This is a genomic window from Bradyrhizobium sp. SK17 (genome assembly GCF_002831585.1).
GTDB lineage: Bacteria > Pseudomonadota > Alphaproteobacteria > Rhizobiales > Xanthobacteraceae > Bradyrhizobium.
Genome location: NZ_CP025114.1, coordinates 24,182 through 49,075 on the forward strand (window position 1 = coordinate 24,182; position 24,894 = coordinate 49,075).

Genomic DNA, 24,894 nt, shown 5'->3' on the forward strand with positions numbered 1-24,894 from the left:
CTCACTCCAACTCGGGCAACGGCGGCATGGTCGCCGCCAGGGCGCGCGCCTCGGCGTGCATCGCGTCCGGAAAATCGCGAAGAATATCGCCCGTGAGGATGCGATAACTCGGCGCATAGAGCATCTCCCAACGTCGCGGATCGAGCCTGCGCTTGGCTTGGTCGAGGCAGTCGATCGCGAGCAGAATGCGGGCAAGATGGTCGGCGTCGATCGGGATCACGAGGCCTGGACACGTGAGGCACCCCCCGAAACGTGGGCAAACGCGGGCCGAGCCGTCTGGCGCCGTGATGAATGGAGCGAGGCAGTCGTGGCCGAAGAGGACCGTCGCGCGCTGTTGGTCGGACGTTTGCTCCGCCATGTTCCCTCCGGACCCGGAAATCCATGCGATCATGAGGTCTTGAAGGCGGGCGATCGTCTGGCGTTGAAGGCGCGTCGCCTCGGCGCTTCGAATGTATGTCTCGGTGGTGACGGGGCTCGCATGATTAAGGATTGCTTGGGCCGCCAGCACATCGCCGGCGGAGGCGCGATAGTGCTCGGTGGCAACGCTTCCGCGGAACAGGACGGGCGTGAAACGCTCGATCAGGCTGCGAGGGTTGTCGGGTTGTGTGGCGTTCCACGTGTCAATCCGACCGTTCGCGCGCGCAATGAAGCGATCGACGGCCTTCCTCAGAGTCGAATGATCTATCACTTCGGTGCGACCACGCCGTGTCCGGCGAGCGCCATCTTTGAAGGGGCTGCGTGTTAGAAACAATCGATCGCGCTGTCCGGGCGGCGCCTCGGCGACGAGTGGCTCGGTCAAGGCCAACACCATCTCGATGAGGTTGGGGGCGGCGTAGCGACGGCGGCGATCGAACGAGCGGCGTTGGGCCTTCTTCAGATGGCGTCCTGTCTTGGGCTTGCACCAGTCGACGATCACACGGTGCTCATCGAGCGGATGCGGCACGAGGCAATCGCGCTTGATCATGCGCAGCGGATCAGGATTGGCGGCAGTCTGGATTGCGATCGCGAGGAAGAATGGAACCAAGCTGTCGATCGTGATGTGAAAGTGCTGGGACACGACGCGATAGCCGCCCCAATGCGCGCGCAACGTGTCGACCTTGATGCCGTGTCGTTCGAGAGCGGTGTGATCCGGCATGACTCCGCCTTCGACGCGGCTGATCCGCCAAATCCAGCGAGCGAGGCCCTGACCATGCCTGGCCTGCGGCGGTAGGTCGGGCAGCCTGATGATCTCCTGACCGTATTGGAAGCGATCCCAGACCTCGTCGATCTCCTCATAGCAGGCACGAAGGATCGTCTTGAGCTGGTCCGAAGAAAGACGACGTCTCGGTTCCTGGTCCGAACGCCTGGTGGGAAACGGGTTGTAAGGAATATCAAGGTCGGCCGGGAGAGCCCCTGGCCTGTTGCGCTGGCACCAATGGAGGAGCGGCCGCAATACATCGAATGCGGTGGCGCTGGTTCCCCGTGAGGCGGCCGGTTTACGTCCCGAGCCGTCCGCAGCGCGTAACCACAGCACGTAGCGGCCTACGGCGCTGGAATCGAGATCGGTGGCAGACCCAATCAGCCCGTCTTGCGCCGCGAAACGTGCGAACCGTCGAAGCGCCATCCACGCTACGTAGCGGGTCGTGATAGCCAGATCAGAGTAGTGTTCCCGGAAGGCGTCGACCAGCAAGGCGCCGAGATCGCCGGGTAGTTCGGCGAGTTGCTGCGGATCGAAGATCTGAACGCGTTCGCCCCAGGCGTCGCGAAACTCGACCAGCGCCGCAACCGAGTGCTTTGCCGGGGCCTGCGGCGCAGGACAAACCGTGATGCGCCGATCGATCGGTGGCGATATCCTACGGGCAATCATCGCCGATCACTTCGCCGTAAAGGTAGGCCAGGCTGTCGACGAGCGCCTCGGAGTGAACCTCGACGCAGCGAAGATATACGGCCGTGGACTGAATCGATGCGTGGCCGAGCAGGACCTGCACGATCTTCAGCGGGTTGAGGTCGGGCGACCTCGCGGCCTGCCGTTGAAGGCGCACCAGCATGGTCATTGCGAAGGTGTGGCGGAGCCAGTGTCCGGAGCCCTCCAGCCCCGCCCTCCGAAACGCCGTGCTGAACGTGGCCGACAGGCGGGATCGTGTAACCGGGGCGCCGCCGCCGTTGAGGAAGAGCATCGTCGGTGGCCGGTACTCCGGTCGCGCATGGCGCACGCGCTTGACGAGCGCGGCGCGTTCCTCACCGATATACCAATGGGTGCGATCGATCAGCCGCAGCGGCGGATAGGCGGTCCGGGGACGGTCGCCTTTGGTGACGGTCAGCGGCAATCCGACCAGCGGATTCCGCTCAACGTCAAGATGCGCCACGACCGGAACCTGAGCGAGCTGTAGGCCGCACAGCTCTTTGCGGCGCATGCCGGTCGCCAACGCCCATTGCGCTATCAGACCATATGGAGGATCGAGGGCGGCGAAGAGACGGCGCAGTTGATCGACGCGCAGCGGCCGTGGCAGCGCTTCAGCCTCCGCGATCGTCAGCACGTTGGCGGATACGATCGCCGGCCGTCGATCCAAATGCGCCAGCATGCCGCGGGGACGAGACGACCGTACCGACACATCGACATAGCCGAAGGGTAGTTCGGCGACCAACCGATGGCGGTGCGCCCAGACGTAGAAACGGCAGATCGTTCGGACACGATCGTTGATGGTCGATCGGGCATAGGGTCTGCCAGTATGCGGGCTCGGAGCCGAAAACATTCTGTTCCGGTAGGCGGCAATCGTCCCCTCGTTCGCCATACGCCAGTCGAGGAGGCTCTGCTCTAGCGTGTCGAACCAATCGTACAGATGTTCGGCGTATGTCCGTAGCGTATCGGCGGCATGCGATCGGCCAGGGACAACCGCGAGATCCAAGAGGTAGCGGAAGGCCGACTCGACGATCGCCATGTCCCGGTCGAGGAGGATCGGAAAACCGGCCGGAATGCCCTCGACGCCTTCGACCGCACGAACGATGGAGACCATCCTGTCCCCGAATGCAGGATAACCGAAGGCGCGGAAGGCGTTGGGCCCGCGCAGATGGATACGCGACCATAGCAAAGGACAGATGACAGAAAGCGGAGCGCCTTCGGCGCGAGTCTATTTATTGGGTGCGAGGGTGTTCCCCCTCGCGCTCCCCCCGCTCGCCGCGTGGCAGGAGTGCAGGACTTTGCCTGCACTCCATTGACGAGCTTGTTGGGCCGCCGCCGCGTCAAGCGTTGTCCTCGCTGCGCTGCGGGAACGCTTGACCCGGACGTCTGACGCGCTAACCTGGCCACGGCGCTGGAATCGAACGCGATAAAGGACACCTCATACCGCGTAACCTAAGATTGCCCCATTTGCTGGGGCGGCCGATGTAGACCTGCGTCGCGCTCGTACGCTTGCCGACCTTCCGCGCATTCAAAACCTTGCACATGATCATTCTCCTTTCCGCTCACGGAGGAAGGCCCCGCAGCTCGGCGGGGCCTTCTTGCGCGACATCTCAGTCGCGGCTCGGGCGAGACCAAATGAGCGAATAGCCTTCTTCGCCTTCAACCTCGACCAGCGTGGCGTAAATCGGAGCCGGGAAGCTCGGGTCGTCGAGCTTGACCGAGTGGTACTCGCGGCCCGTGTCCTGGGACTTCTTCTTCCACACAGCACCGAACTCGATGTTGGTGCCCGCCGAGCCTTGACGCTGAGGTTGAGGGTCTTGATGACTCCGGCGAACGAACCGTCTTCGTTGCGGGTGAACGTACCGATCTGAGCCATAGGTCTTCTCCTTTGCTGTATCAGGTCGCGACCATCGCGGCCTTGATGGCGATCGGAAAACACCGGGCGACCGGCCCGCACCCGAAGGGCTGAAACGCAGTGGAAGGCGGCGCAGGGACGAGCTTCTTGCCTCGCGAGGAAGCCGCGCGGAGGCGTTAGCCGAGCACGGCGGGGAAGAAGGTCGTCATCGCGCTGTTGCGGGAACGAGGGCGGGCTGCGCAGCAGCCGAACGCGGTGTGAGATACGCCAGCAAGAAAGGCCGCAATGGACGCACTTCTGGACAGCCCTGCGAAGGAGAGACTCTGGCTTACGGCATAGAAACACCAACGACCACGGTCTGACGGACTATCGAGACACTTCCTGCGCATTGGCCACCCTCGTCATCCGAGAAGCTGCGAGGACGACATGATCCAGCTTCGTCCGGCAACGAGCTATCGGTGCATCGTGCGGCAAGAAGGCTGGGCGGGAAACGACATCATCATCGACCCTCTCCGTGCTCACCGACCGACGATCGTAGCAACTGGGGGCGACGACGGTGATCAAGCTCCTTCGTTAACTGCGCGATGCGGTGCTCGGCCCTGTCGGCACGGCGTTCCGCTTCGGTCGCGCGCCGCAGGAGTCCGGCATTCTCGGTCGCGAGCTGGCGAAGCTGACCCTGCATAATATCGACGGCGATGCGTTGTTCGGCGGCCTTCTCGGCGACGGCGGCGATCCGATCAGGAGCCCGCCGCTGCTGACGGACGCGGATCAGCTCGTCGAGGATATCGCGGTGATTGGCGTAGATGGCATTACGTCCAACGCGCGCCTCCCTCGCGAGAGCTGCGACGGTCAATTGCCGTTCGATCATCGGAGACCCCACGGAGCTGCGGGCCAGGCGGTCGAGGGCAGCGCGCAGCTTCTCGGCTGTCGCTTGCACGCGCCGATCAAGTGGGTTTGCGGCCGTCATCTTCGGCATGGGCTCCTCCTGTAGCGGAAAGATCGGAAAGGACACGCTCGCACTCGGCAATGCGCGTTCTGGCGAGAGCGATGCTCGATGCATCGAGTCGATCGTCGGCGACCAAAGCGATGTTGCGATCAAGGCGCGCTTGCCAGACCGGGCGGTGCCGCTCAGTGACTGCGAAGTTAGCGCAGCTCATGCAGGTGCTCTCGGTGCGCCACAGCGGGTTCGGACCGCGTTCGTCCCCCATGCAAGCGGCGGACTCGACGCGATAGACACAATACCCCCAGTCGCAGACGCCGAGCCGCATGCCGCTCTCCTCGATGAGGAAATCGACATAGCCGGCGAGTTCGCCGTCGCGGGTCCGGCCGCGGAAGCGCGACCGCGACGACAGCATGCGCCCCGCCTTGCCGCCAAGACGCGACGCGGTGAGCAACTCCTCGAGCGCAGATCGCGTCTCGTCGAGTGTTTGCGCATCGACGAGTTCGCCGAGATCAAAATCTGTTCCGACATAGGCGCTGTCGGTCATAATGCGGGTCACATGCCCGAAATGATGCTGCAAGGCATGAAGGCCGGTGCGGTCGCGCTTGCCGACGAAGCGGGCAAAGGTCTTACGGCCTTGGTGCGTGGTCAGACGCCAAGGCGTTCCATCGTCGTTGAGCGGCATGTCGATGAAAGCCGCAAATCTCTCGTTCAGACGGATAACGAGAGAACTGCCCGTTGGGACCTCCGGCACGCGGCGATCGATGATGCCGTTCCCGGCGATGGAGAGCCACAGGTCCAACCGGCCGCTCTGAGCGCGCAAGGGTTCTGAGAGACGGCGCAAGACGTCGACGGCACGCAGAACGGGCGGCGGCGCTGGCCAGAGGTGCGGCACGCCGGCATCGTTGCCGGCGGTCTTGAATATCCGGCCGCGGAGATAAGCAAAGGCTTCCGTCTTATCTGCGGACGGATGCTCCTCGACGCAGTGAGCATTGAGCGTCAGAATCTCCGAGGCTCTTGCGCCGACCAGATAGGCAATGGTGACGAAGCAAGCTTCCTGGATGCGATTGATCAGCCCGCGCAGGTGCCTCGTTCGCGTCAACGGCGGATGCCAGGGCACGTTCTCGCCCTCGATCGTGGAAAACCGAAATGAAGACACGAGTGCCCGGACGGCCTGCCGGTGAACGAAGAAGGAGCGACTTTGATCATCCATGCGAAACGGCACGGCCTGGTCGCGTAGTGCGATCACGTCATCGGCCGGCTGTCCGATGAGTCGGATCGCGGCCGAGACGAGCGGCACGGCGATGGCATCGGGCGTGAATGGCAGGCGCTGCACGGTATGGCGGCTGAATCCGGAATGAGCGCCTACGCGGTCTTCGTCGAACGGGTGCTCTGGTGGTGGGCATGCGAGCTTGCGCCGTTGCTGGTAGAGGGCGAGCAAAAGGTTGGCGTAGTCGTGACGGGTCCCAGGTCTGATCAGCGCGCCATTGTGTCTTCGTCGCCCGGCAATGTCGTGCATGAACCGGGCGGCGGCATCGCGATCGAGGTCGCCGAAGCTGCGCATTGCTTGGCCAGCCATCCATCGGATCAGGATGCGGAGCTTGACGGCCGCGGCAACAAGGGTTCTCGCGCGGGCGTGCCGCCTGCCTGGCGGCGGATCGAGGCGAAGCGACCACAAAAAGATGCGCGCATCTTCCAGCCAGCGGCCCCAACATGGGTCTGTGAAGCGGCTGCCGTCTGGCAGTTCGAAATCCCAATCGATCTGGAGCTGCGATCTCCGCAGGTCGGATCGCAGGCCATCGAGATGCCATTGCGGGTCCGACCATAGCGACTCTGCCGAAACCTTCTGCGGCGGATCAACGTCATGCGTGGGATCAGCTTGGAGCAGCATGATTACTCCAGCTCCGGCAGGGCGGGCATGTCGTTGGCAAGCGCACGCGCGGCCTCATGCATCGCAGCCGGGAAATCCGGAAGGATGTCCTGGGTGAGAATCCGCCACGACGGCGCGTAGAGGAGATTCCACCGTTGGGGGTCGAGCCGGTTGCGGGCTTGTTCGAACCGATCGATGGCGGCGAGGATACGCGCCAGATGTTCAGGGTCGATCGGGATCACGAGACCGGGACACGCAAGGCATCCGCCAAAATGCGGGCACAGGCGCTCGGCGCCATCTCGACCAGGAATGACCGGCGCGAGACAATCATGGGCGAAGGAAGCGGTGCCACGACGTTGGCCAAGCCGCAACGGCGCGCCTATAGGCTTGTCCCCGCGCACCCATGCGATCATCAGGTCTTGCAAGCGAGCGATCGTCTGGCGCTGTAAGCGTGTCGTCTCCTCGCTCTTGAGATACGTCTCGGTCGTCGCGGCGTTGGCGTGATTGAGGATCGATTGGGCCACGAGAATATCGCCGCCGGAGGCGCGATAGTGTTCGGTTGCGACAGTGCCGCGAAACAAAGCGGGCGCAAAGCCGGCGATCCGGGAACGCGTGCTGTCGGGATGTGCCGCGTTCCACTCATCGATGCGATGGTTGGCGCGCTTCGTGAATCGGAGGATAGCGCGCCTGAGGACGGAATGCTCGACCACCTCCGTGCGGCTACGAAGCGAATGGCGGGTGGACTCGGTATAGATGCTGCGCGTCAGAAATAGCCGATCCTGCTGCATGGGCGAAGCATCTGCAACAAGCGGTTCAGTCAGGGCCAGCATCATCGCGATCAGGTTCGGCGCGGCGTATCGTCGACGCCGATCGAACGAGCGGCGCTGCGCCTTCTGGAGACGCGCATTGGTCTTGGCCTTGTTCCAGTCGATGATCACGCGATGCTCGTCGAGCGGATGCGGGATGAGACAGTCGCGACGGATATGACGCAGCGGATCGGGATTGGCGGCGGTCTGGATGGCGATCGCCAGAAAGAACGGAACGAGCGTATCGGTAGTGATGTGAAAATACTGCGTGATGGTGCGATAGCCGCCCCAAGACTTGACGAGCGTGGCGGACTTGATCCCGTGTTCTTCGAGAACAGCCCTGTCGGGCATGCGACCGTCCTCGATGCGGCTGATCCGCCAAATCCATCGATCGAGCCCCTGACCGCGCAGTATCTTGGGCGGAAGCTCGGTGCGCCGGATGACATCCTGCCCATGTTGAAACCGGGCCCAGACCTCGTCGATCTCCTCGTAGCAGGCGCTGAGGATCGCCTTGATCTGATCGGACGGCAGCCGCCGGCGCGGTTGCTGATGCATTCGCCTGCCGGGAAAGGGATTCCAGGGAATCTCAAGATCGCGTGCGAGCGTTCCAGGTCGATTGCGCTGGCACCATGCGAGGAGCGGCCGAAATGTATTGAAGGCCGTGGCATGCGCACCGCGCGGCGCGCGGGAGGTCGACTGCGCCTTGAGCCAGAGCACGTAGCGGCCGAGCGCGGCGGTATCGACATCAGCCGCCGTCTTAATCGTCTCATCGTCGACAACGTAGCGGGCAAAGCGGAGGATCGCTGCCCAGGTCGTTCGGCGGGTCGTGGGCCTTTGGCCGACGCCATGCTCTCGGAAAGCCTGGACCATGAGCCCGCGCAGGTCGGCAGGCAGGCCGGAAAGCTGCTCGGGGTCGAACCGTTGGATTGGCCGACCTCCGGCATCGGTGAATATGACCTTATCGGTGATGAGGTCAGTTGCCGCATTGTCCGGCGCCGCAACCGTGATGCGCCGATTGATCGACTTCCTTTTACGCGCGGCCATGAGGCACCAACTCGCCGTAAAGATAGGCCAGGCTCTCGGCGAGCGTGTCGGCATGAAGTTCGACGCAGCGCAGATAGATTGCCGTTGACTGAATCGAGGCGTGTCCGAGCAGGACCTGCACAATCTTCAGCGGATTGAGATCTGGTGTTGTCGCCGCCTGCTTCTGCAGGCGCACGAGCATGGTCATCGCAAATGTATGGCGCAACCAATGGCCCGATCCTGTCAGCCCTGCCGCCTGAAAGGCCGTGCTGAACGCAGCGGAGAACCTCGCTCTCGACACGGGATCGCCGTTGCTGTTGAGGAACAGCGCTGATGACGGCCGATAACCGGGGCGGGTTCTGCGTCGGAGCTTCACCAGCGCCGCACGCTGTTCTCCTGCATACCAGTGGGTTCGGTCGATCAGCCGCAGCGGCGGATAGACGGTGCGCGGCCGGTCGCCCTTGGTCACGGTCAGCGGCATTCCGACGAGTGGGTCCACGTCGATGTCCACGTGAGCAACATCCGGCACCTGATGGAGCTGCAAGCCGCATAGTTCCTTGCGGCGCATGCCCGTGGCCAAAGCCCATTCGGCGATCAGGTCATAGGGCGACGAAAGATGCTGAAAAAGCGATTGGAGTTGATCGACGCGCAGCGGTCGCGGCAGACGTTCAACCTCCGAAACCGTCAGAGTGTTCGCCATCACGGTCGCAGGCCGATGATGCAAATGCGCCAGCATGCCCTGACGACGCACTGAGCGGAGCGACACCTCAACGTAGTCGAAGGGCAATGCTTCGATCAGACCGCGTCGATGCGCCCATGTATAAAAGCGGCAGACCGTCCGGATACGATCGTTCACGGTGGACCGGGCATAAGGTCGCCCGGTATGAGGGCTCGGCGTTGCCAGCATCCGATTCCGGTAGCCGGCGATCGTTCCCTCATCGGCGAGGCGCCAGTCCAGCTCGCTCTGCTCCAGGCTGTCGAACCAGTCATGCAGGTGCTCGCTATACGTCCTCAGCGTCTCCATCGCATGCGAGCGGCCGGGAATGGTGGCGAGTTCGATCAGGTAGCCGAAGGCAGGTTCGACAATCGACATCTGCGCGTCGAGCAAGATGGGGAAGCCTGCCGGAATCCCTTCAACACCGGGCACTGCCCGTACAATCGAAACCATCCTGCTCTCCGGTGACGAAGCACCCGGAGGTGCAAGAGGACATCGACATCGCCCAAGTGCTTACCGTGTCGATGAAACTGACAGATGACAGCACGCGAATAAAAGATACACGGAGCGCCTTCGGCGCGAGTCTTCCTTGAGATGCGAGGGGTTCCCCTCGCGCTCTCCCGTTCGCCACGTGGCAGAGGTGCAGGACTTCGCCTGCACCCCTTCAAATAGCTTGTCGTGTCGCCGCCGCGTCAAGCGTTGTCCTCGCTACGCTGCGGGAACGCTTGACTCGGACGTCTGCGTGCCAGGCTCTCAGGCAATGCCGCTAAAGGACACTTCTCAGCACATGACCTAAGCCGTTGCCGTTCACGGTGAAGTTGCCGATGGTAGCCATGTTCGTGTCCTCTTTCGTTTCTCGGGCCGCGACCATCGCGACCTCGATGGCTGTCGTTGACCGGAGGCGATCGGGCCGCACCCGAAGGGCCGCCACGCAGTAGAGGGCGGCCAGGGCGAGGCTTTCTTGAATATGTGGACGCCCTTCCCTCGGCCCAATTCAGGCCGAGCATAGATATTGAAGACAGGCTCACTCGAAAGGGACCGCATATGTCGCTGACAATCGGACTGGATATCGCGAAACACATCTTTCAAGTTCACGCAGTCAACGATTCTGGTGAGCCTGTCGTCCGTCGCAAATTGCGGCGGTCCGAAGTGCTGGCTTTCTTTGCGAAGCTCGAACCGGGCGTGATCGGAATTGAAGCCTGCGGTACGGCGCATTATTGGGGGCGAGCACTCAGCGAGCTTGGCCATGAGGTCAAACTCATGGCACCCCACTACGTGAAGCCATACGTCAAGCGCAGCAAGACCGACGCGGCGGACGCCGAAGCAATTTGCGAGGCGGTAGAACGACCAACTATGCGGTTTGTGCCGATCAAGACGACAGAACAGCAAGCCATCCAAATGGTTCATCGCGCGCGATCGATGCTCGTGCGCCAGCGTACCATGTTGGTCAACGCCATCCGCTCGCATCTCGCCGAATTCGGCCTCGTGACAGGACTTGGTCTGGCCAAGACAGCAGCCCTGGTGGCAGAAGTGCTCAAGGCCGGCGAGGATGAATGTCCGATCCCAGAGGTCGCGCGAACGGTCGTCCGCTGTCTGACGCAACAGGTCGGCCTGCTCGACAAGCAGATCCGCCGGCTCGATGTCGAACTCCTCGCTTGGCATCGCAGCAACGCCGCAAGCAAGCTGTTGGCGAGCATTCCTGGCGTCGGCATCGTGACGGCGACCGCGATCGCTGCGACCGTGCCCGATCCGGCTTACTTCGAATCGGGGCGAGCCTTCGCCGCCTGGCTCGGACTTACGCCCAGAGCAAATTCCTCTGGCGGCAAGGATCGGCTCGGCCGGATCACCAAGATGGGCAGCCAATATATACGCACACTGCTGGTCGTCGGCGCCACCGCAGTCGTCAGGTCCGCCCGCATCAAGGATGGAAGTTGGCTCTCGGAGTGGGCGCGATCGCTGCTCGAGAAGAAGCCCGCACGTCTTGTGACCGTGGCTTTGGCCAACAAGATGGCGCGGGTGGCTTGGGCGGTCTTGACACGTGGTCAGCAGTTTAGGCCGAGTCTTGTCGCGGCTGGCTAACCGGTAAGGGAAGCAATTAACGGCTTCGGGAGAGGTGCAAGGGAAGTGATGCAGTCGATCTGACCCACGTATCAGGACAGACCGTTCGCGAGATTGCGCATCATGGCGCGCTTTCTTGAAAGGGACCTGATACGCGGACTCATTCAGGGCCCGCGGCCGTATGCGCCGTCTTTGAGAGGCCGGACATATGGTAGCACCTGATCGAAACTGCACTTATGCTTCCTTTTTCTTCTTCCCCCGGAGGGGGCGTCCACATATGTCTCGCGAGGAATGGGCGCGCAGCGAACAGGGGAAGAAAGCCGAGAACGGCCGTTGCGGTCTTGGGATCGAGGCGGAGCGCAGCGACGACGGCCTTCGGTTAGACATGCCAAATCGAGGACGCACTGGGCGCGCCAGGCCGAACGATGGGGATACGACCGAGCGACAGGCACGCCACACCGCGCGACGACGGCCGGGGCACCTTGATGCAAGGGACTCGTGTCGCACCGCGTAGGCTTTCCACGCGCCCGGCGGCCTCGACGCAACCAGGGCAGACGCATCGTGATGACATCAGGCTTCTGCCGGTACGGGAAGACGCCCGCCCAGGAACAGGGGCCGGCATGTCGGACAGAGCCAGGCAACCCACCCCGCCACGTCCCGCCGCTGCGGCCCGGTCAGGCGATGGGCAAGCACCGCCATCTCCGGTCGCCGGCCATTACGCATGACGATGCACGCAAGAAAGCCCCGCCGCGAGGCGAGGCCTTCTTCTTATCGAGAAAGGTGAACGATGAAGCGCAGGCGTCCGGGGCGTGGATGGTTGCGTCTCATGCCGCTTGGTCGATCTCGGCCGGCTTGGGCTGAAGATCGTGCAGGTAGGTCACCGCGCGTTGCGCGTGCGCGGCGGCCGATAAGATGAAACGCTTGTCATTGGACAAGACTTCCAACCACGACGCAAGGTAGCTCGCGTGATCCGCACGCGGCTCGAGCTCGGGCACGATGCCGAGGTCGGCGCTGAGGAAACACGCGCCAAGCTCGGCAACCAGCTCTTCGCGCGCACGCTCGCTGCGATCCTTCGCGTAGCGGCTGAGATCGCGATTGGCACGATGCGCCGGCGCCGTCCAATGCACGCATTCATGCGCCAGCGTGGCGGCATAGCTCTCCGCGTCTTGGAAGCTTTCGAACAGCGGCATCTGGATGAGATCGAGCGACGGTGCGAAGTACGCCTTGTCGCCGCCATGCCGGATCGTTGCGCCGGTGTTGGCGAAGAAAGCGTCGACATGCGCGATGCGCTGCGCCGGCGCGATGGTCGGCTCGGGACGTCCGTAATAGTGATCCGGCAGGTCGTCGATCTGGTCGACGCAAAATACCGTGTAGGCGCGCAGGAACGGAACGGCCCGTTCGACTTCGTCGCCATGCTCGTCCGTCTCGGTCTTGGTGATCTTGTTGGCGTAGACCACCATCGTTCCGCTCTCACCTTTGCGGATGTGACCGCCGAGTTCGCGCGACTGCTTGAACGTCATCCAGATCGGCGAGGTGAAACCGCGCGCGACTGCTTCCGACCAAAGCAGCACGACGTTGATGCCCTGATAGGGCATGCCGTTGTGGCGCAACGGCCGCGTGATGCGTCCGGCCGTGTTGGCCGCATTCCACGGCTTGACCCATGGGCGCACGCCGCGCTCAAGATCCGCGACGATGCGATCGGTGATCCGCGCATAGATGTCGGCGCGGGGTTTGGTTTCCTTACCTGTCATGATCCTAACCTCCGTTGGAGGCCGCCCGTCGCGGCCCGTCACGGCGGTCCGCTGCGAAGGCCGGGGGCCGCGCATCCGGTGGCGCTGGTGGTCGGCGTGACGACCGAGACCCCGGACCGGAACGGCAGTGGAGGACGGCAAAGCCGTTGCGCTGCCGCGCCGGCCGGAGCATCGACCGAAAGCCGGAACGGGCCGCGATGGCGCTCCATTCCGATTCATTTCTGTTTGCTCTTTCTTGCCGTTGCGCCGTGCGACATGAAAAAGGCCGGTCCCGAAGGGACCGGCCGATATCGAATCGTGAGCGAGAGGCGGGGCCGAAGCCCCGCCGGCTGCGTCATCCGAACGCTGCCATCTGAACCTCGGCCGCCTTGCGGCTGACGGTCTCGCCGGGTTGTTCGGGCTGGCGCTCGAACGGCTTCCAGCTCTCGCCGACGACGTGCTCGTAGGCTGCGGCGGCGCCTTCGGCCGCCATGCGCAGTGCGTGTGCCTGAACGGCGACCTCGGCGGCGAATTCGCGCTTGCGCTGGGCCGCGGATTCGAACCCGACAGGTCCGTCGAGGTCCTCGTCGCGCGTGTCGTTGGCGAGCTTTGCCGTCGCCTCGCGCGCTTCGGTGACGGCGCGGCTGTAAAACTGGCCGGCGCCGTGCGCTGAGCCGACATAGGAGCCGACGATCCGTTGCAGGTGGATCTGCATGGCACGTTCGTTGAGGCCTTCGCCGAGAGCGTCTGCGGTCTCGGTGATGAGGCGTTGGTGGAGATCGCGGATGCCGTCGCTGTCGAGGACAGGGAGGCCGAAGCTCTCGGCAATGCGGGTGGCCTGGGCTGCGTCCGGGCAAACGAGCCGGACCATTTCGACAGTGGTGCCGCGGCGCAGCGGGACGACGCGGGCGCTGGTGCGGGGTGCGCGAGCGGTTTTGGTCATGGTGAAGTCCTTTCCTGGGTTTCGCCGTTGGGTTCGATCCGGCCCCTGCCGGCTCTCCCTTCGGGTGCGGTCGCCCAGCGCCGCCGGGATGAGGGCCGCTTCAAGGTCCGGGGAACGCCAGGCGAGCGAGGTCCGGTTGCGGACAAGCGGGGTTCCAGCCTGCTGGAGCCCTGCGCTTGACGCGGCCGGGCCTTGCCGAGATCGGCGGCAACCGGTCGCTTGCGACTTGGCCTTGAAGCGGACCGCCGGGGGCGCAGACCGCTGCAAACCCGAGGGGAGGGCCGACAGGGTGCGGGCCGGGTTGGCGATGCCGGAAAGATTTCCCCAGCCAGACCGCCGTCGCCGCGCCATGCTCGCGACGTTCGCTCAAGCGCGCCGGGAATTCAGGCGCGGTCCCGCTATGCCGCCGCGCCATGCCGCTTCCCCGGGCGACACGCGGCCGGGCTGCGACATTCGTCCGTGCGATGGGCGCGCACCGGGTCGTTACCAGCGGCTCCAGGCGCCGGCGCGCATCGAGCCCGTAGCGCCTCGATCGCGGCATCCTGCCGGGCGAGCTTGCGCGCGAGGGCGTCGATCTCCGGCTGGCGCTCTGCCGTGATCGCCGCAAGATTCGAACGGTAGCGTTCGAGAAATGCGCTCGGGTCGGGCGGCTTGCCGCGATAGTATCCGGACCGTTTGCGACCGAGCTTCGGAATCAGCGCCGTCATGCGACGGATGATCTGCCGGTCGATCATGTCGAGCTGGCGCTGCGTCTGGCGGCGCGCTTCCTCCATGCCTGAAAGCTGAGCAAGGCGCTGGGGAGAGGCCGTCATGGCGACATCCTCCCCTGCCAGGCGATGAAGCTCGACGGCCCGGAATAGACCGCGTGGCGGGTCTCATCGACGACGAAACCGAAACGACCGATCCGGTACTCGTCGAACGGGACGAGAAACCGTCGCTCCTCGGTGCCGGCGCCACGTCGGCCGCCCGGCGTGGCGACGACTTCGACGAAGCCGGGGTGCTGGTCCGACGTGATCGCCGACACGACGATCCAGTCATCGGCGCGCTCTTGCTCGAAGGCGCGCCGATCCTTTTCGCGGGACTCGCCGGGCTGAAGGATCGTCCCAAAGATCGCCTCCCAGGCGTCCGGCCAGCTATCCTTGATCGTGCGTTCGGCGCAACGCCGCTCGTAGCTGGTGAAGAGATGCGGGAAGGTCAGCGCGACGATCGCCCAGCCTGCATCTTCTTCGTACCAGCCGCCGCGGGACTGCAGCATGGCGTGGACCTTTCGATTGCGCTCGGCCGAGAGGTGGAAGCCGCCATGACCTGCGGTCGAATGGCAGACAACGCCCTCGGCATAGACGGTCGCGCCCTGGGAGCGGCCCCACGGCGTACTCGCCGTGGAACTGATCTCGCGGCGGCCCAGCGCGCGCTTCTCGCGCTGATGCTCCGCGTTTTCCGCGATTTTGGCGCGGAAGGCCGCCTCGTCGGCGAGCTCGCCGGTATGGCCGTAGAAGTCGGATCGCTTCCACTCGGCCATCGGGCGCCCGATGCGCCAGCCGGTGGCGAGATAGTGCCGGCCGTCGCGCGCCGGCAGCATGGCGAAGGCGGTGTCGGCGACACGGGCGACGAGAATGCCGTCAGCCGCGCGGCCGAACTCGATCTGCGGAAATGCGATCGCGGATTCCGCGATCATCGTGGTGGAGGAGGCGGGCGTGCTCATGCGGCCGTCCTCCCTTGGACGGCAGCTCCGTCCGCCGAGATCTCGCGCAGGATCGCGGTCGGATAGCCGTGCCGCGTCAGCCATTCTTCCGCGTCGGCGCGATGGCTGGCGAGATAGACCAGCTCGGCGTCCTCGCCTGGGCGGTCGAGCACCTGGACCGAACCGACCTTCGGTCGTTCGGTCACGACGAAGGTCAGGTCGCTGTCGACCGAGAAGGTGCGGTGGACACGAAGCACCACGACACCGCCGCCGCCATAGTCGCCGGCATGCAGCGTAATGCTCGGGCTGATGACAGTGTTGCCGATACGGCGTTCAGACTGCTTGCGGATCAGGCGGCCGCTGCTGTTACGGTGTTCCCAAGCCGCGAGCTTCTTGCGATGCCGCTCTGGCGGCCGCGGCGTGTCGTCGGAAAATCGGATGATCGCGCCGAGCGGAGCGAGGTCGTAGATCGACTGTGCGGACATGACGTCCTCCTGTTCGTGGGAGTGGAAACGAAACCGCCGCCGGTAGAGCCGGCGGCGGGGTGTCATTCAGATTGTCGTCGCCGGGCGGACTATTCCGCCGCCTCCGGGAAGGCCTCGGCGTCCGAGGCGTCGTCGCCATCGTCGTCGGTGACTTCCGGATCCTCGACCTGGTCGTCGGCCTCGTCGGCGGCCTCGTCGTCTGCTGCGACGGCATTCTTCGCCAGCCACGACGACACGGCGGCCTTGTCGGGAGCGAACAGCGCGGCCGCAGGAACGAAGCGGCCCTCCTTGAAGTGCTCGACCAGGGCGGCGCGGGTGTCCTTCACCTTCTGGCGCGGGAGAACCGGCGTGTCCTTGCACGCGCCTTCGAGCGCGGCGCGCGACAGGCACGAGAGGAAGTCGTCGGCGCCCATGTTCGGCAAGAAGTTGTCCGCGCCGACCACGTCACCGGCGACGCGGGCGACGATGCCGCTGTCGGTGCGGTTCTCCCGGCACGACAGGACGTCCGTGAGGGTTGAGCGCGCCGCGACGCGGAGCGTGTCGATGTCAAGGACGAGCTTGCCGTCCTCATCGAATAGCGCCGCGGCATGGCGGGCGAAGCGCCGGTTGCCGTAATACGTCCCGCCACTGCCGGAATCGACCGAGACGTTCTGGCCGGCGAAGGCGAGGATCAACAGCGCCATCAGAGTGTCGTCCTCGATCGGCGCGCGGGCCAACGCCTCGTGCAGGGCGTCGGTGCGGAAGTCGCCGATCATCTCGACGCCCTTGCGCGTCACGTCGGGACGCGGCTTCGAGACGGCAGACGCATCCGCAGAGTCATCGCCGGTCACCGCGTCCTTGTCCTTCGGCTTCTTCGCCGCGGGCATGCGGTAATGCACGCTCTGCACCCGGCCGTCGCGGTCGAGATACATCGCCGTGCAATCGCTCTTCGATGGCTTGCCGTAGACGCGCTCCGCCTTCGGCGGCAGCTTGACCTCGCCCCAGTTCGTCGTCTCGGCGACGATGCCCTTCTTCGGCAGGTTGTTCGTCATCCACTCCTGCTGCGCGCCGAGGAACGCTTCCACATCCGTGGTGTAGCGGCTGTCCTCGTCGGCCGGCGCGAACAGGTCCTCGACCCACTGGATGCCATAGGCCTGGGCGAGATCGTCACCGAAGCTGGCGTGGCGTGCGTGCATGCGGGCCTTGGTCAGAGCCTGCGCCACGCTAAACCATGACACCTGAGGGTCGGCCTTGGAGGGCTTGTGCTTCTTCCACACCTCCTTCTGCTCATCGAGCGAGGCGGACGCGATGGTGCGCAGCTGCCGCTCGTCGGGCACGTCGCCCTTGGCCATGTGATCGAGCATGACAGGCAGCACGTTGGCGAGCAGGCGGAGCTTCCTGATCTGCCGGACCGGGAGGGCCAGTGCAACGCCGATCGCTTCCTCGGTCCAGCCGAGCGCGACGAGGCGTTCGATCGCACGCCATTGGTCGACGGGATTGAGCGCTTCGCGGGCGATGTTCTCGATCATCGAGCGCATGGCGCCGTTGTCGTTGGCGGCCTCGTCGACAAGCACGTCGATCTCCTCGAGGCCGGCGGCGATCGCCTGCTTCACGCGGCGGTGACCGGCATTGATGACATAGCCGTTGCCGCCGCCGGTCTCGGGCGTGATGACGGGTGGCTGGACGATGCCCACAGCCTTGATCGTCGCCAGCAGCAGGGCGTCGGCCTGCGGCGTCGACTTCGTCTGGCGCATGCGGTCGGGATTTTCCTTCAGCGCACGCGGATCGACCTTGATGAGATGCATGGGATTTCTCCTGTTCGGGGTTTGCGGACCACGCCTCGCGCGTCCTTCTTCGTCTTCTTTCCGAAGACACCCCCCGGCCCGCGGAGCGGTCGGGCCGGCACAACTGCGGCCGAGCATCCCTGTCCGGCCGGACCAGCAGGGCTCACAGCCCTGCGAAGGACGACGGGCCGGGATCGCGCAGGCGGCGGTTGAGCGTCAGCGCTGCGGGCCTGGCCGATCTGCGAGCGGACTCCCTTCCTTCTCATTACGCCGCAATGGCGCTCGCGCCGCTTCCCTCCACATCGCTCGCAAGGGCTTTCTCCACCTCCGCCAACTGGCGGCGCTTCTCTGCGAGCTCGCCGGCGAAAGCGAAATCGCCGTCCTCCCGCGACCGGTAGGAGGCAAGCCTGCGATGCGCGTCGGCGAGACGTTGGCGATAGCGCTCCCGCTCGCCTTCGAAATCGTCGAGCGCATGTTCGAGACGGGAGATCGCGCCGAGCGGCGTCACCGTCACGGGCAGCTCGATCTCGTATTCCGCGCCGGTGCGGATCAGCATGGTGCTGTAGCGATAGCCGTCGCGGCCGAAGCGTTCGCCGGAATATTCGAGGTCGAAACCGCCGATCGCGGCAATGGTGCTCTCGCCCTCCTGCTGAAGCTGCACGAGGGTCAGGATTTCCTTCATCAGCGCGCGGCCGGCGTCCTTGCGCTCGACATGGCGCGTACCGGCGACGCTCGCAGCAAATGCCTCGCCCGTCGTGGGAAGGCGGCGTTCGATATCCTCGCCGACCTCCGCGATCCGCCGCGTCGAGAATTCGATGTCGCGCTCGGCGTCGCGGATCTGCCGGCGGACGGCGTGCTGATCGTCGATATGCGCCGCGCGCAGACGCTCGAGTCGGGCGATGTCGGCCTCAAGCCCGGCCTTCTGCATCAGCCGCTGGTCGCCGCTGGCGATCGCCTTGGCCATGGCGAACTGGTTGGCCTGGCCCTCGCCGAGGTCTTCGAGCCGGCGGATCGACGTGTCGCCCGAGAGCGCCGCGGCGATGAAGCGGGCCTTGCGCTCGTTGTTCTGCCACATGCTCGCGTCGAGCGAGCCCTCGGTGGCATAGGCGAAGATGTCGATGACGTCGTGCTGGTTGCCCTGACGCTCGATCCGTCCCTCGCGCTGCGCGATCTGCGACGGCAGCCACGGCACGTCGAGGTGGTGGAGCGCCTTCAACCGAAGCTGTGCGTTGACGCCCGTCCCCATCGTGTCGGAGGAGCCGATCAGGAAGCGGACCTTACCGGCGCGCACGTCGCCGAACAGGCGCTGCTTGGCCTCGGACTTCTTGAAATCCTGCATGAAGGCAATCTCGGACGTCGGCACGCCCAGGCGGACGAGCTCGTCTCTGATCCAGCGATACGCCGAGAAGCCGCGCGTCTTCTCGACGTTGATCGTGCCGAGATCGGAGAAAATCATCTGCGCGGCGCCGGGCAGCTCGTAGGGCTTGCCATCGACGCGCACGTAACTGTTCTCCGCCGTCTCCTTCCAGATGCGCAAGGCGTTGGCGACGAGCAGGTTCAGCTTGTTGTCCGGCTCGTTGTCGTTGTCCGGATCGACCAGACGCAGGTCGATCGCCGCGTGCCGTCCGTCAGTGATGACGGAGAGCAGGATGTCGTCGCCCGGCTCCGGCGGCCGATCGCGCATTTCGATCGCCTTGATGCGCGCGTCGAGCAGGAGCTGGTAACGCTTGAACGCCGATGTCGGCTTCGCCGTGAGAATCTGCCGCTTGCCGGTCGAGATCGCCGGGATTTTGACATACGCGCGCAGGTCCTCGGGCATCACCACATCGGCGAAGGAGCGGAACATGGCGATCAATTCGGGGACGTTGACGAAGGTCGCGAACCGCGTGACCGGCTTGTACTTGCCGTTGGGTTGGAGCTCGAGCTCGGTCGAGACGTCGCCGAAGGTCGAGGCCCAGGCATCGAACTCGTGCAGGCCGCGATCCCGAAGCGCCGCGAATCCAAGGTAGCGCTGGACCGAGAACATCTCGCCGAGCGTGTTGGTGATCGGCGTCCCGGAGGCGAGGACGAGCGCGCGGCCCGGGTTCTTCGTCTCGATGAAGCGGGCCTTCACATAAAGATCCCAGGCGCGCTGCGAACCGTTGGGATCGACGCCCTTCAGAGTCGACATGTTGGTGGCGAAGGACAGCTTGCGGAACTCCTGCGCCTCGTCGACGATGATCTGGTCGACGCCGATTTCCGAGATGGTCAGCAGATCGTCCTTGCGGGTGGCGAGCGCTTCGAGCCGTTCCTTCAATCCCTCCTTCAGCCGCTCGAGCCGCTTGCGCGAGACGCGATCGTCGCTTTCGACCTTGGTGAGGAGTTGCTCGTAGAGCTCCAGCTCGTCCTGGATCATCTGCCGCTCGAATGCGGACGGCACGCCAATGAAGCGAAAAGCTGAATGCGTGATGATGATCGCATCCCACGTCGCGGTCGCGGCGCGCGACAGGAAGCGATGCCGCTTGGCTAAAGTGAAGTTGGTCTCGTCGGCGACGAGGATGCGGGCGCCTGGATAGAGCGCCAGAAACTCCCGCGCCGCCTGCGCCAGGCAATGGCCGGGAACGACCAGCATCGCCTTGGCGATCAGGCCGAGCCGGCGCTGCTCCATGATGGCGGCCGCCATCGTCATGGTCTTGCCGGCGCCGACGGCATGGGCGAGATAGGTGGCGCCCGACGCGATGATGCGCCAGATGCCGCGCTTCTGGTGTCCGTAGAGAACGAATGCGCCCGAGGCGCCGGGCAGTTTCAGGTGCGAGCCGTCGAAGGCGCGCGGCACGATGTTGTTGAAGCGGTCGTTATAGACCCGCGCTAGGCGGTCGGTCCGGTCCGGATCGGACCAGATCCAGTTCTGGAAGGCGGTCTTGATCTTGTGCAGCTTCTCCTTCGCTGCCTCGGTGTCGACGACGTTGAGGACACGACGCTCAGCTTGGCCGTCCTTGATGGTGTCGAAGATCTGCGGCACTGAGGAATTGAGCGCATCGGAGAGCAGCTGGCCGGCGTGCCGCCGCTCGGTGCCCCATTCCGACGTGCCGGCGGCCATCCAGGCGAGCTGCCGGGCCTCGACCGTCCATGACGCCAGCTCCGGCATGTGATGGATCTTGATCTCCGCGCCCATCGTCTCGTGGACGAAAGCGACGATGTCGGCAGCGGGAATCCACGGTGCGCCGAGCCGCGCGGTGATGTCTGAGGGCCGGAGGTCGGCGGGTTGCACCTCCCGCAGGGCCGCCACATTTCGCTCATATTCGGGGTGGAGCGCAGCCGCGGCCTCCGCCGCCGCAACCTTCGATCGGACGGCGCCTGAGAGATAGGCGTCGGCGGTCTGCCAGGAGCCGTCCGCGGGATCGCGGAAGATGGCGCTGCCGAGTTCGGCGATGACATCGTCCGCGTCGCGATGCAGGAGCTCGGCGATGTGGTCGGGATCGACATGGCCGCGCTCGTTGAGCGCGACAGCCAACGCATCGGCGGCGCTGGTGATGACGGGCGGGGCAGGGGGCGCGATCACCCGCTCGGTGAAGATCGGACCCGGCTTCGCCGTGTCGGATTCGAGGTCATAGTCCTCGATCGACGCGACCAGCCAGCAGTCTGGATCGTCGAGGAACGGCTGGAGGTTCGGCCGGCGATGCGTCTCTCGCACTTCGCCGGTCTCTGGGTCTTCGGTCGTCGAGACGACGGTGCTGTTGATGGGTCCAAAGGCGCGGACGAAATTCGACCAGGCAATGCGCAGCCGGACCTGCGCGTCCTTCCACGGTCGGTCGAGCTCCTGGCACTTCAGAACGTCGCGGACCGCGTCGCGGATCGGGATCAGCTTCTGGATGATCCGGACATGCCTTTCCGGAATGCCGTCGGCGCTTCGGCCCTTGCGCACCACAACAGTGAGCGGCTCGCCGTCGAGAATCTGCATCAGGCCATGGCGGTTATCGAGGAGATAGCTGCCCTCGCGTGCTGTGAGGCTCGCGGCGTTCTCCAACTTCGCCGGCGCGGGCTCGTCCTCGGCCTCAGCGTCGATTGGCTCGGGCTCGCCGTCATAGATGGCGTCCGGAAGGAGGGTGGCGGCGGCGGCCAGCGCGGTCGCGAGGTCCTCGCCGGCGTTGGGATGGCAGGTATAGGTCTCGCCGAACGGACCGGAGGTGAGCGCGTGCGTCCCGAGCACAAGCCGGGGATGCTGCGCGAACCAGCGATTGACGCGAATGGCGCCCTCGTCCTCGGTCGCCGGGCGAACCTCCTCGAGATCGAGCCAGGACAGATCGCCTTCCGGCTCGCCGTGCTTGCGCCGGCGGAAGAACAGGATGTCGACCACGACATCGGTGCCGGCATCGGCGCGAAAGCTGCCTTCGGGAAGACGGATCGCGCCGACGAGATCGGCGTGCTGCCCGATCAGCTCGCGCGCCGCCCCATCCGCCTTGTCCATCGTGCCGTGCGAGGTGACGAAGGCGGCCAGCGCCCCCGGCTTCAGCAGCTTGATCGCCTTGACGATGAAGTAGTCGTGGAGGCGCAGGCCGAGCGAACGCAGCGTGCGGTCCGAGCGCACGGTGCGATCGGAGAAGGGCGGATTGCCGATCGCCAGGTCAAAGCGTGGCGGCAGCTCGGTGCGTGCGAAATCGCCGCCGACGATGCGCGCCCGCGGCTGCAACAGCCGCGCGATGCGGGCGGTGACGGGATCGAGCTCGACGCCGGTGACGTGGGAGACCTCGCGCAGAGCGTCGGGCATCAGCGCCGGAAACAGGCCCGTGCCGGCGCCGGGCTCGAGCACGCGGCCGCCGCGCCAGCCAAGACGCAGCACTGCAGCCCAGATCGCCTGGACAACGAACTCCGGCGTGAAATGGGCATACTGCGTGCAGCGCGCGAGCGAGGCGTAATCCGCGTCGTCGACCGCATCCTGCAGATCGGCGCCGATTTCGTCCCAGCCCTGCGCGAATTCGGTTTCGCCCGGCCGGCGGAAGACGCCGTTGGCGAGCTCCGAGGCGCCGAAACCGGTGAAGCGGATCAGTTGCCGCTGCTCCTCGACCGTAGCGGGTCGTTGCTCCGCCTCGATCCGCGCGGCGAGCCGGACCGCCGCGATGCTGTCGCGGGCCCGCTGCTTCCAGCCCTTTGCGAGGCCGCGCTCGCCGGAAAGATAGAAATTGTCGCCGTGCTTGCGGGAGCCTGCCCCGGCAGGCCGCGCCGATGTGACCAATGGCGTGGCAGGAGTCGACGGCGAAGGCGGCGGATCGTCATCATGGTCGTCATCGCCGCCCGGATCGGCGGCGAAGGCGGTAACGCCGAGGCCGAGACTCGACGAAAGGGCGGTGTTGCCGAAGAGATCGAGGGTGAAGGGATCGTCATGCGCCATTGGGAAATGTCCTTCTGCTGGGCGCGCGCAGCTGTCCGCCGGCGCGGGCTGCGACGGTCGGGACGGCGTTGCGGAGTGACGGGAGGTCCGGCGCGACGGCCGGGTTCGGAAATGCGAAGCCCGGCGCGTGGCCGGGCTGTTCGCTGGTCGCAGAGGGAGAGGACGGGCTAGGCCGCGATCGTCTCCGGCAAATGGCGGAGCTGGACTGGCAGCTTGGCCGCGATCTCCGCGTCGGTGAGCTCGTCGAGCAATTTCAGGACGGTGCCGAACCGCCCGGCATAGACGAGCACGGTGCGGCGGCCACGCATGGACGCGAGCCAGCGCTCGCCGGCATAGCCGCGATAGTCGTCATGCGTGCTCGACCAGATGTGCTCGAGCCGCTCATCGCGCGTCATGCCGCGAACCGGCCGCGACTCGCGCTCGATGATTGCCGCCTTCATCCGCTCCGGCGAATCCCGGTCCGACAGGTCGCAATAGCCGTGAAACCAGCGCCGCCTGCCGTCGATAGCGAGCGCGAAGAAGATGCTGGTGACGCTGCCGGTCATGAACTCACGCAGCGCGAATAGATCGCCGCGCAGGAACAGTGGCGGCAGGATCTCGAACATGTAGTCATGCTCGGCCTCCGCGATCTCGAACCACTCGCCGGCGAAGAGATGCGCGGCGTCGCCGGCAGTCCAGGCCGGATCGCCGCGATGGCGGTTGAACATGCGATACATCTCATGGCGCGCGGCGACGCCCTGGAAGATCTTGCGGATTGTCGGGAGGGTGTGCATGGCGGCTCCTTTCGGCCTGGCGAACTGAGGCGCGAGCGATCCGCCTGATCCCTCATCACTTCAGCCCTTCATCACCCCTCCGGCGGGCCGCCTCTCCGGTCCGGCGGGTCAAGGGCCGCGGCACGCGGGCGAAGCGCACCCTTGACGCGACGGCCGGGCATGCGGCATCGCGCCTTCAATTCTTTTGCTCTCTTCCATTCCTCTCCCGCTCTTCAGCGAGGCGCCGCTCGGCATTCGCGATCGCAGCAAGCGCCGCCTTGAACACGGCCGAGCCGCGCTCCTCCGCGAGATCCGTCGATGCCACGACGGCAAGGCAGGCGGCGTGGATATCGTCGTCGCTGACGGCATCGGACGCGAGTTCGGTCGCGGCACCGTCATGGGCGATGACCTCGCCGACCGTCGTTCGTACTTCGGCTTCGTCGAAGCGGAGCAGGACGTGAACGCTGGGCGCGGCCGCTGCCGCTTCGCGGAATCCCGCGAGCATCTCATCGGTCGAACCCGACAGAATCGCGTTCGCCGTGATCAGCGTCGCCATGCCACCGAAGCCGTCCGAACGCATGCGCGAGCAGGTGAAGGCGGAGAAGACGGCGATCTCATCGAGCGTCGGGGAGCGGCGCACGATGTCCTGAAAGATCGTCGCCCAGGAGATGACGGTCAGATCGAGTTCGACATGAGTCTCGCCGGCTTCTACCTCGGCCAGCCGATCGGCAACGATGGCGATGAGGACACTCTCGACGTCGGCCGAGGCGCGATGCGCGTTGCGCAGCTCCGCGACATCGAGCTCGAGGCACTCCGCCGGACTTTCCTCGGCGAAGAAATAAAGCCCGTCGCCGTCGGGTTCGGGACTGAAGATATGGGACAGGACAAGCCGCTCGAGCGGCGTCATGTCGGCGTCGGGAATCGTCGTCTGCACGACGGTCGGAACGTAATAGCTGGTCATGTCCGGCTCCTGAAAATGCAGAAGCCCGGCAGAGCCGGGCGGGATGTTGGAAGGATATGCGCCGG

General features: G+C 65.1%; 16 protein-coding genes and 1 pseudogene. 1 reads left to right on the forward strand and 16 read right to left on the reverse strand.

The window, feature by feature from the left end; genetic code table 11:
- Nucleotide 1: 1 nt before the first annotated feature.
- The 7 genes and pseudogenes from CWS35_RS37305 to CWS35_RS37335 form a co-directional block, all read right to left on the reverse strand.
- Nucleotides 2–1,846: a hypothetical protein gene (locus CWS35_RS37305; protein ID WP_100957047.1), complete on the reverse strand. Its 1,845-nt coding sequence runs from the start codon at nucleotides 1,844–1,846 to the stop codon at nucleotides 2–4.
- Nucleotides 1,833–2,993, reverse strand: coding sequence for a tyrosine-type recombinase/integrase (locus CWS35_RS37310; RefSeq protein WP_100957251.1), 1,161 nt, complete (start codon nucleotides 2,991–2,993; stop codon nucleotides 1,833–1,835). The genes CWS35_RS37305 and CWS35_RS37310 overlap by 14 nt, the downstream gene beginning before the upstream one ends.
- Before the next feature lie 496 nt (nucleotides 2,994–3,489).
- Nucleotides 3,490–3,755 (reverse strand): annotated as a pseudogene (locus CWS35_RS37315) (DUF736 domain-containing protein).
- A 478-nt stretch (nucleotides 3,756–4,233) separates the two neighbouring features.
- Nucleotides 4,234–4,710 carry a hypothetical protein gene (locus tag CWS35_RS39350; RefSeq protein ID WP_063928869.1) on the reverse strand — a complete coding sequence of 159 codons (477 nt, stop codon included), beginning with the start codon at nucleotides 4,708–4,710 and terminating at the stop codon, nucleotides 4,234–4,236.
- Complete coding sequence (locus tag CWS35_RS37325) at nucleotides 4,679–6,565, reverse strand: integrase (protein WP_043854944.1); 1,887 nt, start codon at nucleotides 6,563–6,565, stop codon at nucleotides 4,679–4,681. The genes CWS35_RS39350 and CWS35_RS37325 overlap by 32 nt, the downstream gene beginning before the upstream one ends.
- Nucleotides 6,566–6,567: 2 nt before the next feature.
- On the reverse strand, nucleotides 6,568–8,448 hold the full coding sequence (locus CWS35_RS37330) for a site-specific integrase (RefSeq protein WP_157817097.1): 1,881 nt from the start codon (nucleotides 8,446–8,448) through the stop codon (nucleotides 6,568–6,570).
- Nucleotides 8,381–9,541, reverse strand: a complete 1,161-nt coding sequence (locus CWS35_RS37335; protein WP_043854945.1) for a tyrosine-type recombinase/integrase — start codon at nucleotides 9,539–9,541, stop codon at nucleotides 8,381–8,383. The genes CWS35_RS37330 and CWS35_RS37335 overlap by 68 nt, the downstream gene beginning before the upstream one ends.
- A 591-nt stretch (nucleotides 9,542–10,132) precedes the next feature.
- Between CWS35_RS37335 and CWS35_RS37345 the strand changes: the two genes are divergently transcribed.
- On the forward strand, nucleotides 10,133–11,167 hold the full coding sequence (locus CWS35_RS37345; RefSeq protein ID WP_024585279.1) for an IS110 family transposase: 1,035 nt from the start codon (nucleotides 10,133–10,135) through the stop codon (nucleotides 11,165–11,167).
- 803 nt (nucleotides 11,168–11,970) lie between these two features.
- On the opposite strand, the gene CWS35_RS37350 is transcribed toward CWS35_RS37345, so the two are convergent.
- From CWS35_RS37350 to CWS35_RS37395, 9 genes are all read right to left on the reverse strand, one after another.
- A complete protein-coding gene (locus CWS35_RS37350; protein WP_100957049.1) occupies nucleotides 11,971–12,897 on the reverse strand; it encodes an ArdC family protein in 927 nt (308 codons plus the stop codon).
- A 334-nt stretch (nucleotides 12,898–13,231) separates the two neighbouring features.
- Nucleotides 13,232–13,819, reverse strand: coding sequence for a hypothetical protein (locus CWS35_RS37355; protein ID WP_100957051.1), 588 nt, complete (start codon nucleotides 13,817–13,819; stop codon nucleotides 13,232–13,234).
- 398 nt (nucleotides 13,820–14,217) lie between these two features.
- Complete coding sequence (locus CWS35_RS37360; protein ID WP_100957052.1) at nucleotides 14,218–14,631, reverse strand: hypothetical protein; 414 nt, start codon at nucleotides 14,629–14,631, stop codon at nucleotides 14,218–14,220.
- Entirely contained in the window at nucleotides 14,628–15,521 is an 894-nt protein-coding gene (locus CWS35_RS37365) for a hypothetical protein (protein ID WP_100957054.1), read from the reverse strand. Before CWS35_RS37365 ends, CWS35_RS37360 begins: the two co-directional genes overlap by 4 nt.
- Entirely contained in the window at nucleotides 15,518–15,985 is a 468-nt protein-coding gene (locus tag CWS35_RS37370) for a hypothetical protein (protein ID WP_100957056.1), read from the reverse strand. The genes CWS35_RS37365 and CWS35_RS37370 overlap by 4 nt, the downstream gene beginning before the upstream one ends.
- Before the next feature lie 89 nt (nucleotides 15,986–16,074).
- Nucleotides 16,075–17,769, reverse strand: a complete 1,695-nt coding sequence (locus CWS35_RS37375; protein ID WP_100957058.1) for a ParB/RepB/Spo0J family partition protein — start codon at nucleotides 17,767–17,769, stop codon at nucleotides 16,075–16,077.
- 244 nt (nucleotides 17,770–18,013) lie between these two features.
- The gene (locus tag CWS35_RS37385) at nucleotides 18,014–23,116 is read right to left on the reverse strand and encodes an N-6 DNA methylase (RefSeq protein ID WP_100957060.1); all 5,103 of its coding nucleotides are present in this window, start codon (nucleotides 23,114–23,116) and stop codon (nucleotides 18,014–18,016) included.
- 167 nt (nucleotides 23,117–23,283) lie between these two features.
- Nucleotides 23,284–23,889, reverse strand: a complete 606-nt coding sequence (locus CWS35_RS37390; protein ID WP_100957062.1) for a DUF1419 domain-containing protein — start codon at nucleotides 23,887–23,889, stop codon at nucleotides 23,284–23,286.
- 175 nt (nucleotides 23,890–24,064) lie between these two features.
- Nucleotides 24,065–24,775 carry a hypothetical protein gene (locus CWS35_RS37395; protein ID WP_245439175.1) on the reverse strand — a complete coding sequence of 237 codons (711 nt, stop codon included), beginning with the start codon at nucleotides 24,773–24,775 and terminating at the stop codon, nucleotides 24,065–24,067.
- Between the last annotated feature and the right edge of the window lie 119 nt (nucleotides 24,776–24,894).

Excerpts from the sequence above, each read along its gene's own strand:
- CWS35_RS37305 (WP_100957047.1), bottom strand. The coding sequence starts at position 1,846 with ATGATTGCCCGTAGGATATCGCCACCGATCGATCGGCGCATCACGGTT.
- CWS35_RS37310 (WP_100957251.1), bottom strand. The coding sequence starts at position 2,993 with ATGGTCTCCATCGTTCGTGCGGTCGAAGGCGTCGAGGGCATTCCGGCC.
- CWS35_RS39350 (WP_063928869.1), bottom strand. The coding sequence starts at position 4,710 with ATGCCGAAGATGACGGCCGCAAACCCACTTGATCGGCGCGTGCAAGCG.
- CWS35_RS37325 (WP_043854944.1), bottom strand. The coding sequence starts at position 6,565 with ATGCTGCTCCAAGCTGATCCCACGCATGACGTTGATCCGCCGCAGAAG.
- CWS35_RS37330 (WP_157817097.1), bottom strand. The coding sequence starts at position 8,448 with ATGCCGACACGCTCGCCGAGAGCCTGGCCTATCTTTACGGCGAGTTGG.
- CWS35_RS37335 (WP_043854945.1), bottom strand. The coding sequence starts at position 9,541 with ATGGTTTCGATTGTACGGGCAGTGCCCGGTGTTGAAGGGATTCCGGCA.
- CWS35_RS37345 (WP_024585279.1), top strand. The coding sequence starts at position 10,133 with ATGTCGCTGACAATCGGACTGGATATCGCGAAACACATCTTTCAAGTT.
- CWS35_RS37350 (WP_100957049.1), bottom strand. The coding sequence starts at position 12,897 with ATGACAGGTAAGGAAACCAAACCCCGCGCCGACATCTATGCGCGGATC.
- CWS35_RS37355 (WP_100957051.1), bottom strand. The coding sequence starts at position 13,819 with ATGACCAAAACCGCTCGCGCACCCCGCACCAGCGCCCGCGTCGTCCCG.
- CWS35_RS37360 (WP_100957052.1), bottom strand. The coding sequence starts at position 14,631 with ATGACGGCCTCTCCCCAGCGCCTTGCTCAGCTTTCAGGCATGGAGGAA.
- CWS35_RS37365 (WP_100957054.1), bottom strand. The coding sequence starts at position 15,521 with ATGAGCACGCCCGCCTCCTCCACCACGATGATCGCGGAATCCGCGATC.
- CWS35_RS37370 (WP_100957056.1), bottom strand. The coding sequence starts at position 15,985 with ATGTCCGCACAGTCGATCTACGACCTCGCTCCGCTCGGCGCGATCATC.
- CWS35_RS37375 (WP_100957058.1), bottom strand. The coding sequence starts at position 17,769 with ATGCATCTCATCAAGGTCGATCCGCGTGCGCTGAAGGAAAATCCCGAC.
- CWS35_RS37385 (WP_100957060.1), bottom strand. The coding sequence starts at position 23,116 with ATGGCGCATGACGATCCCTTCACCCTCGATCTCTTCGGCAACACCGCC.
- CWS35_RS37390 (WP_100957062.1), bottom strand. The coding sequence starts at position 23,889 with ATGCACACCCTCCCGACAATCCGCAAGATCTTCCAGGGCGTCGCCGCG.
- CWS35_RS37395 (WP_245439175.1), bottom strand. The coding sequence starts at position 24,775 with ATGACGCCGCTCGAGCGGCTTGTCCTGTCCCATATCTTCAGTCCCGAA.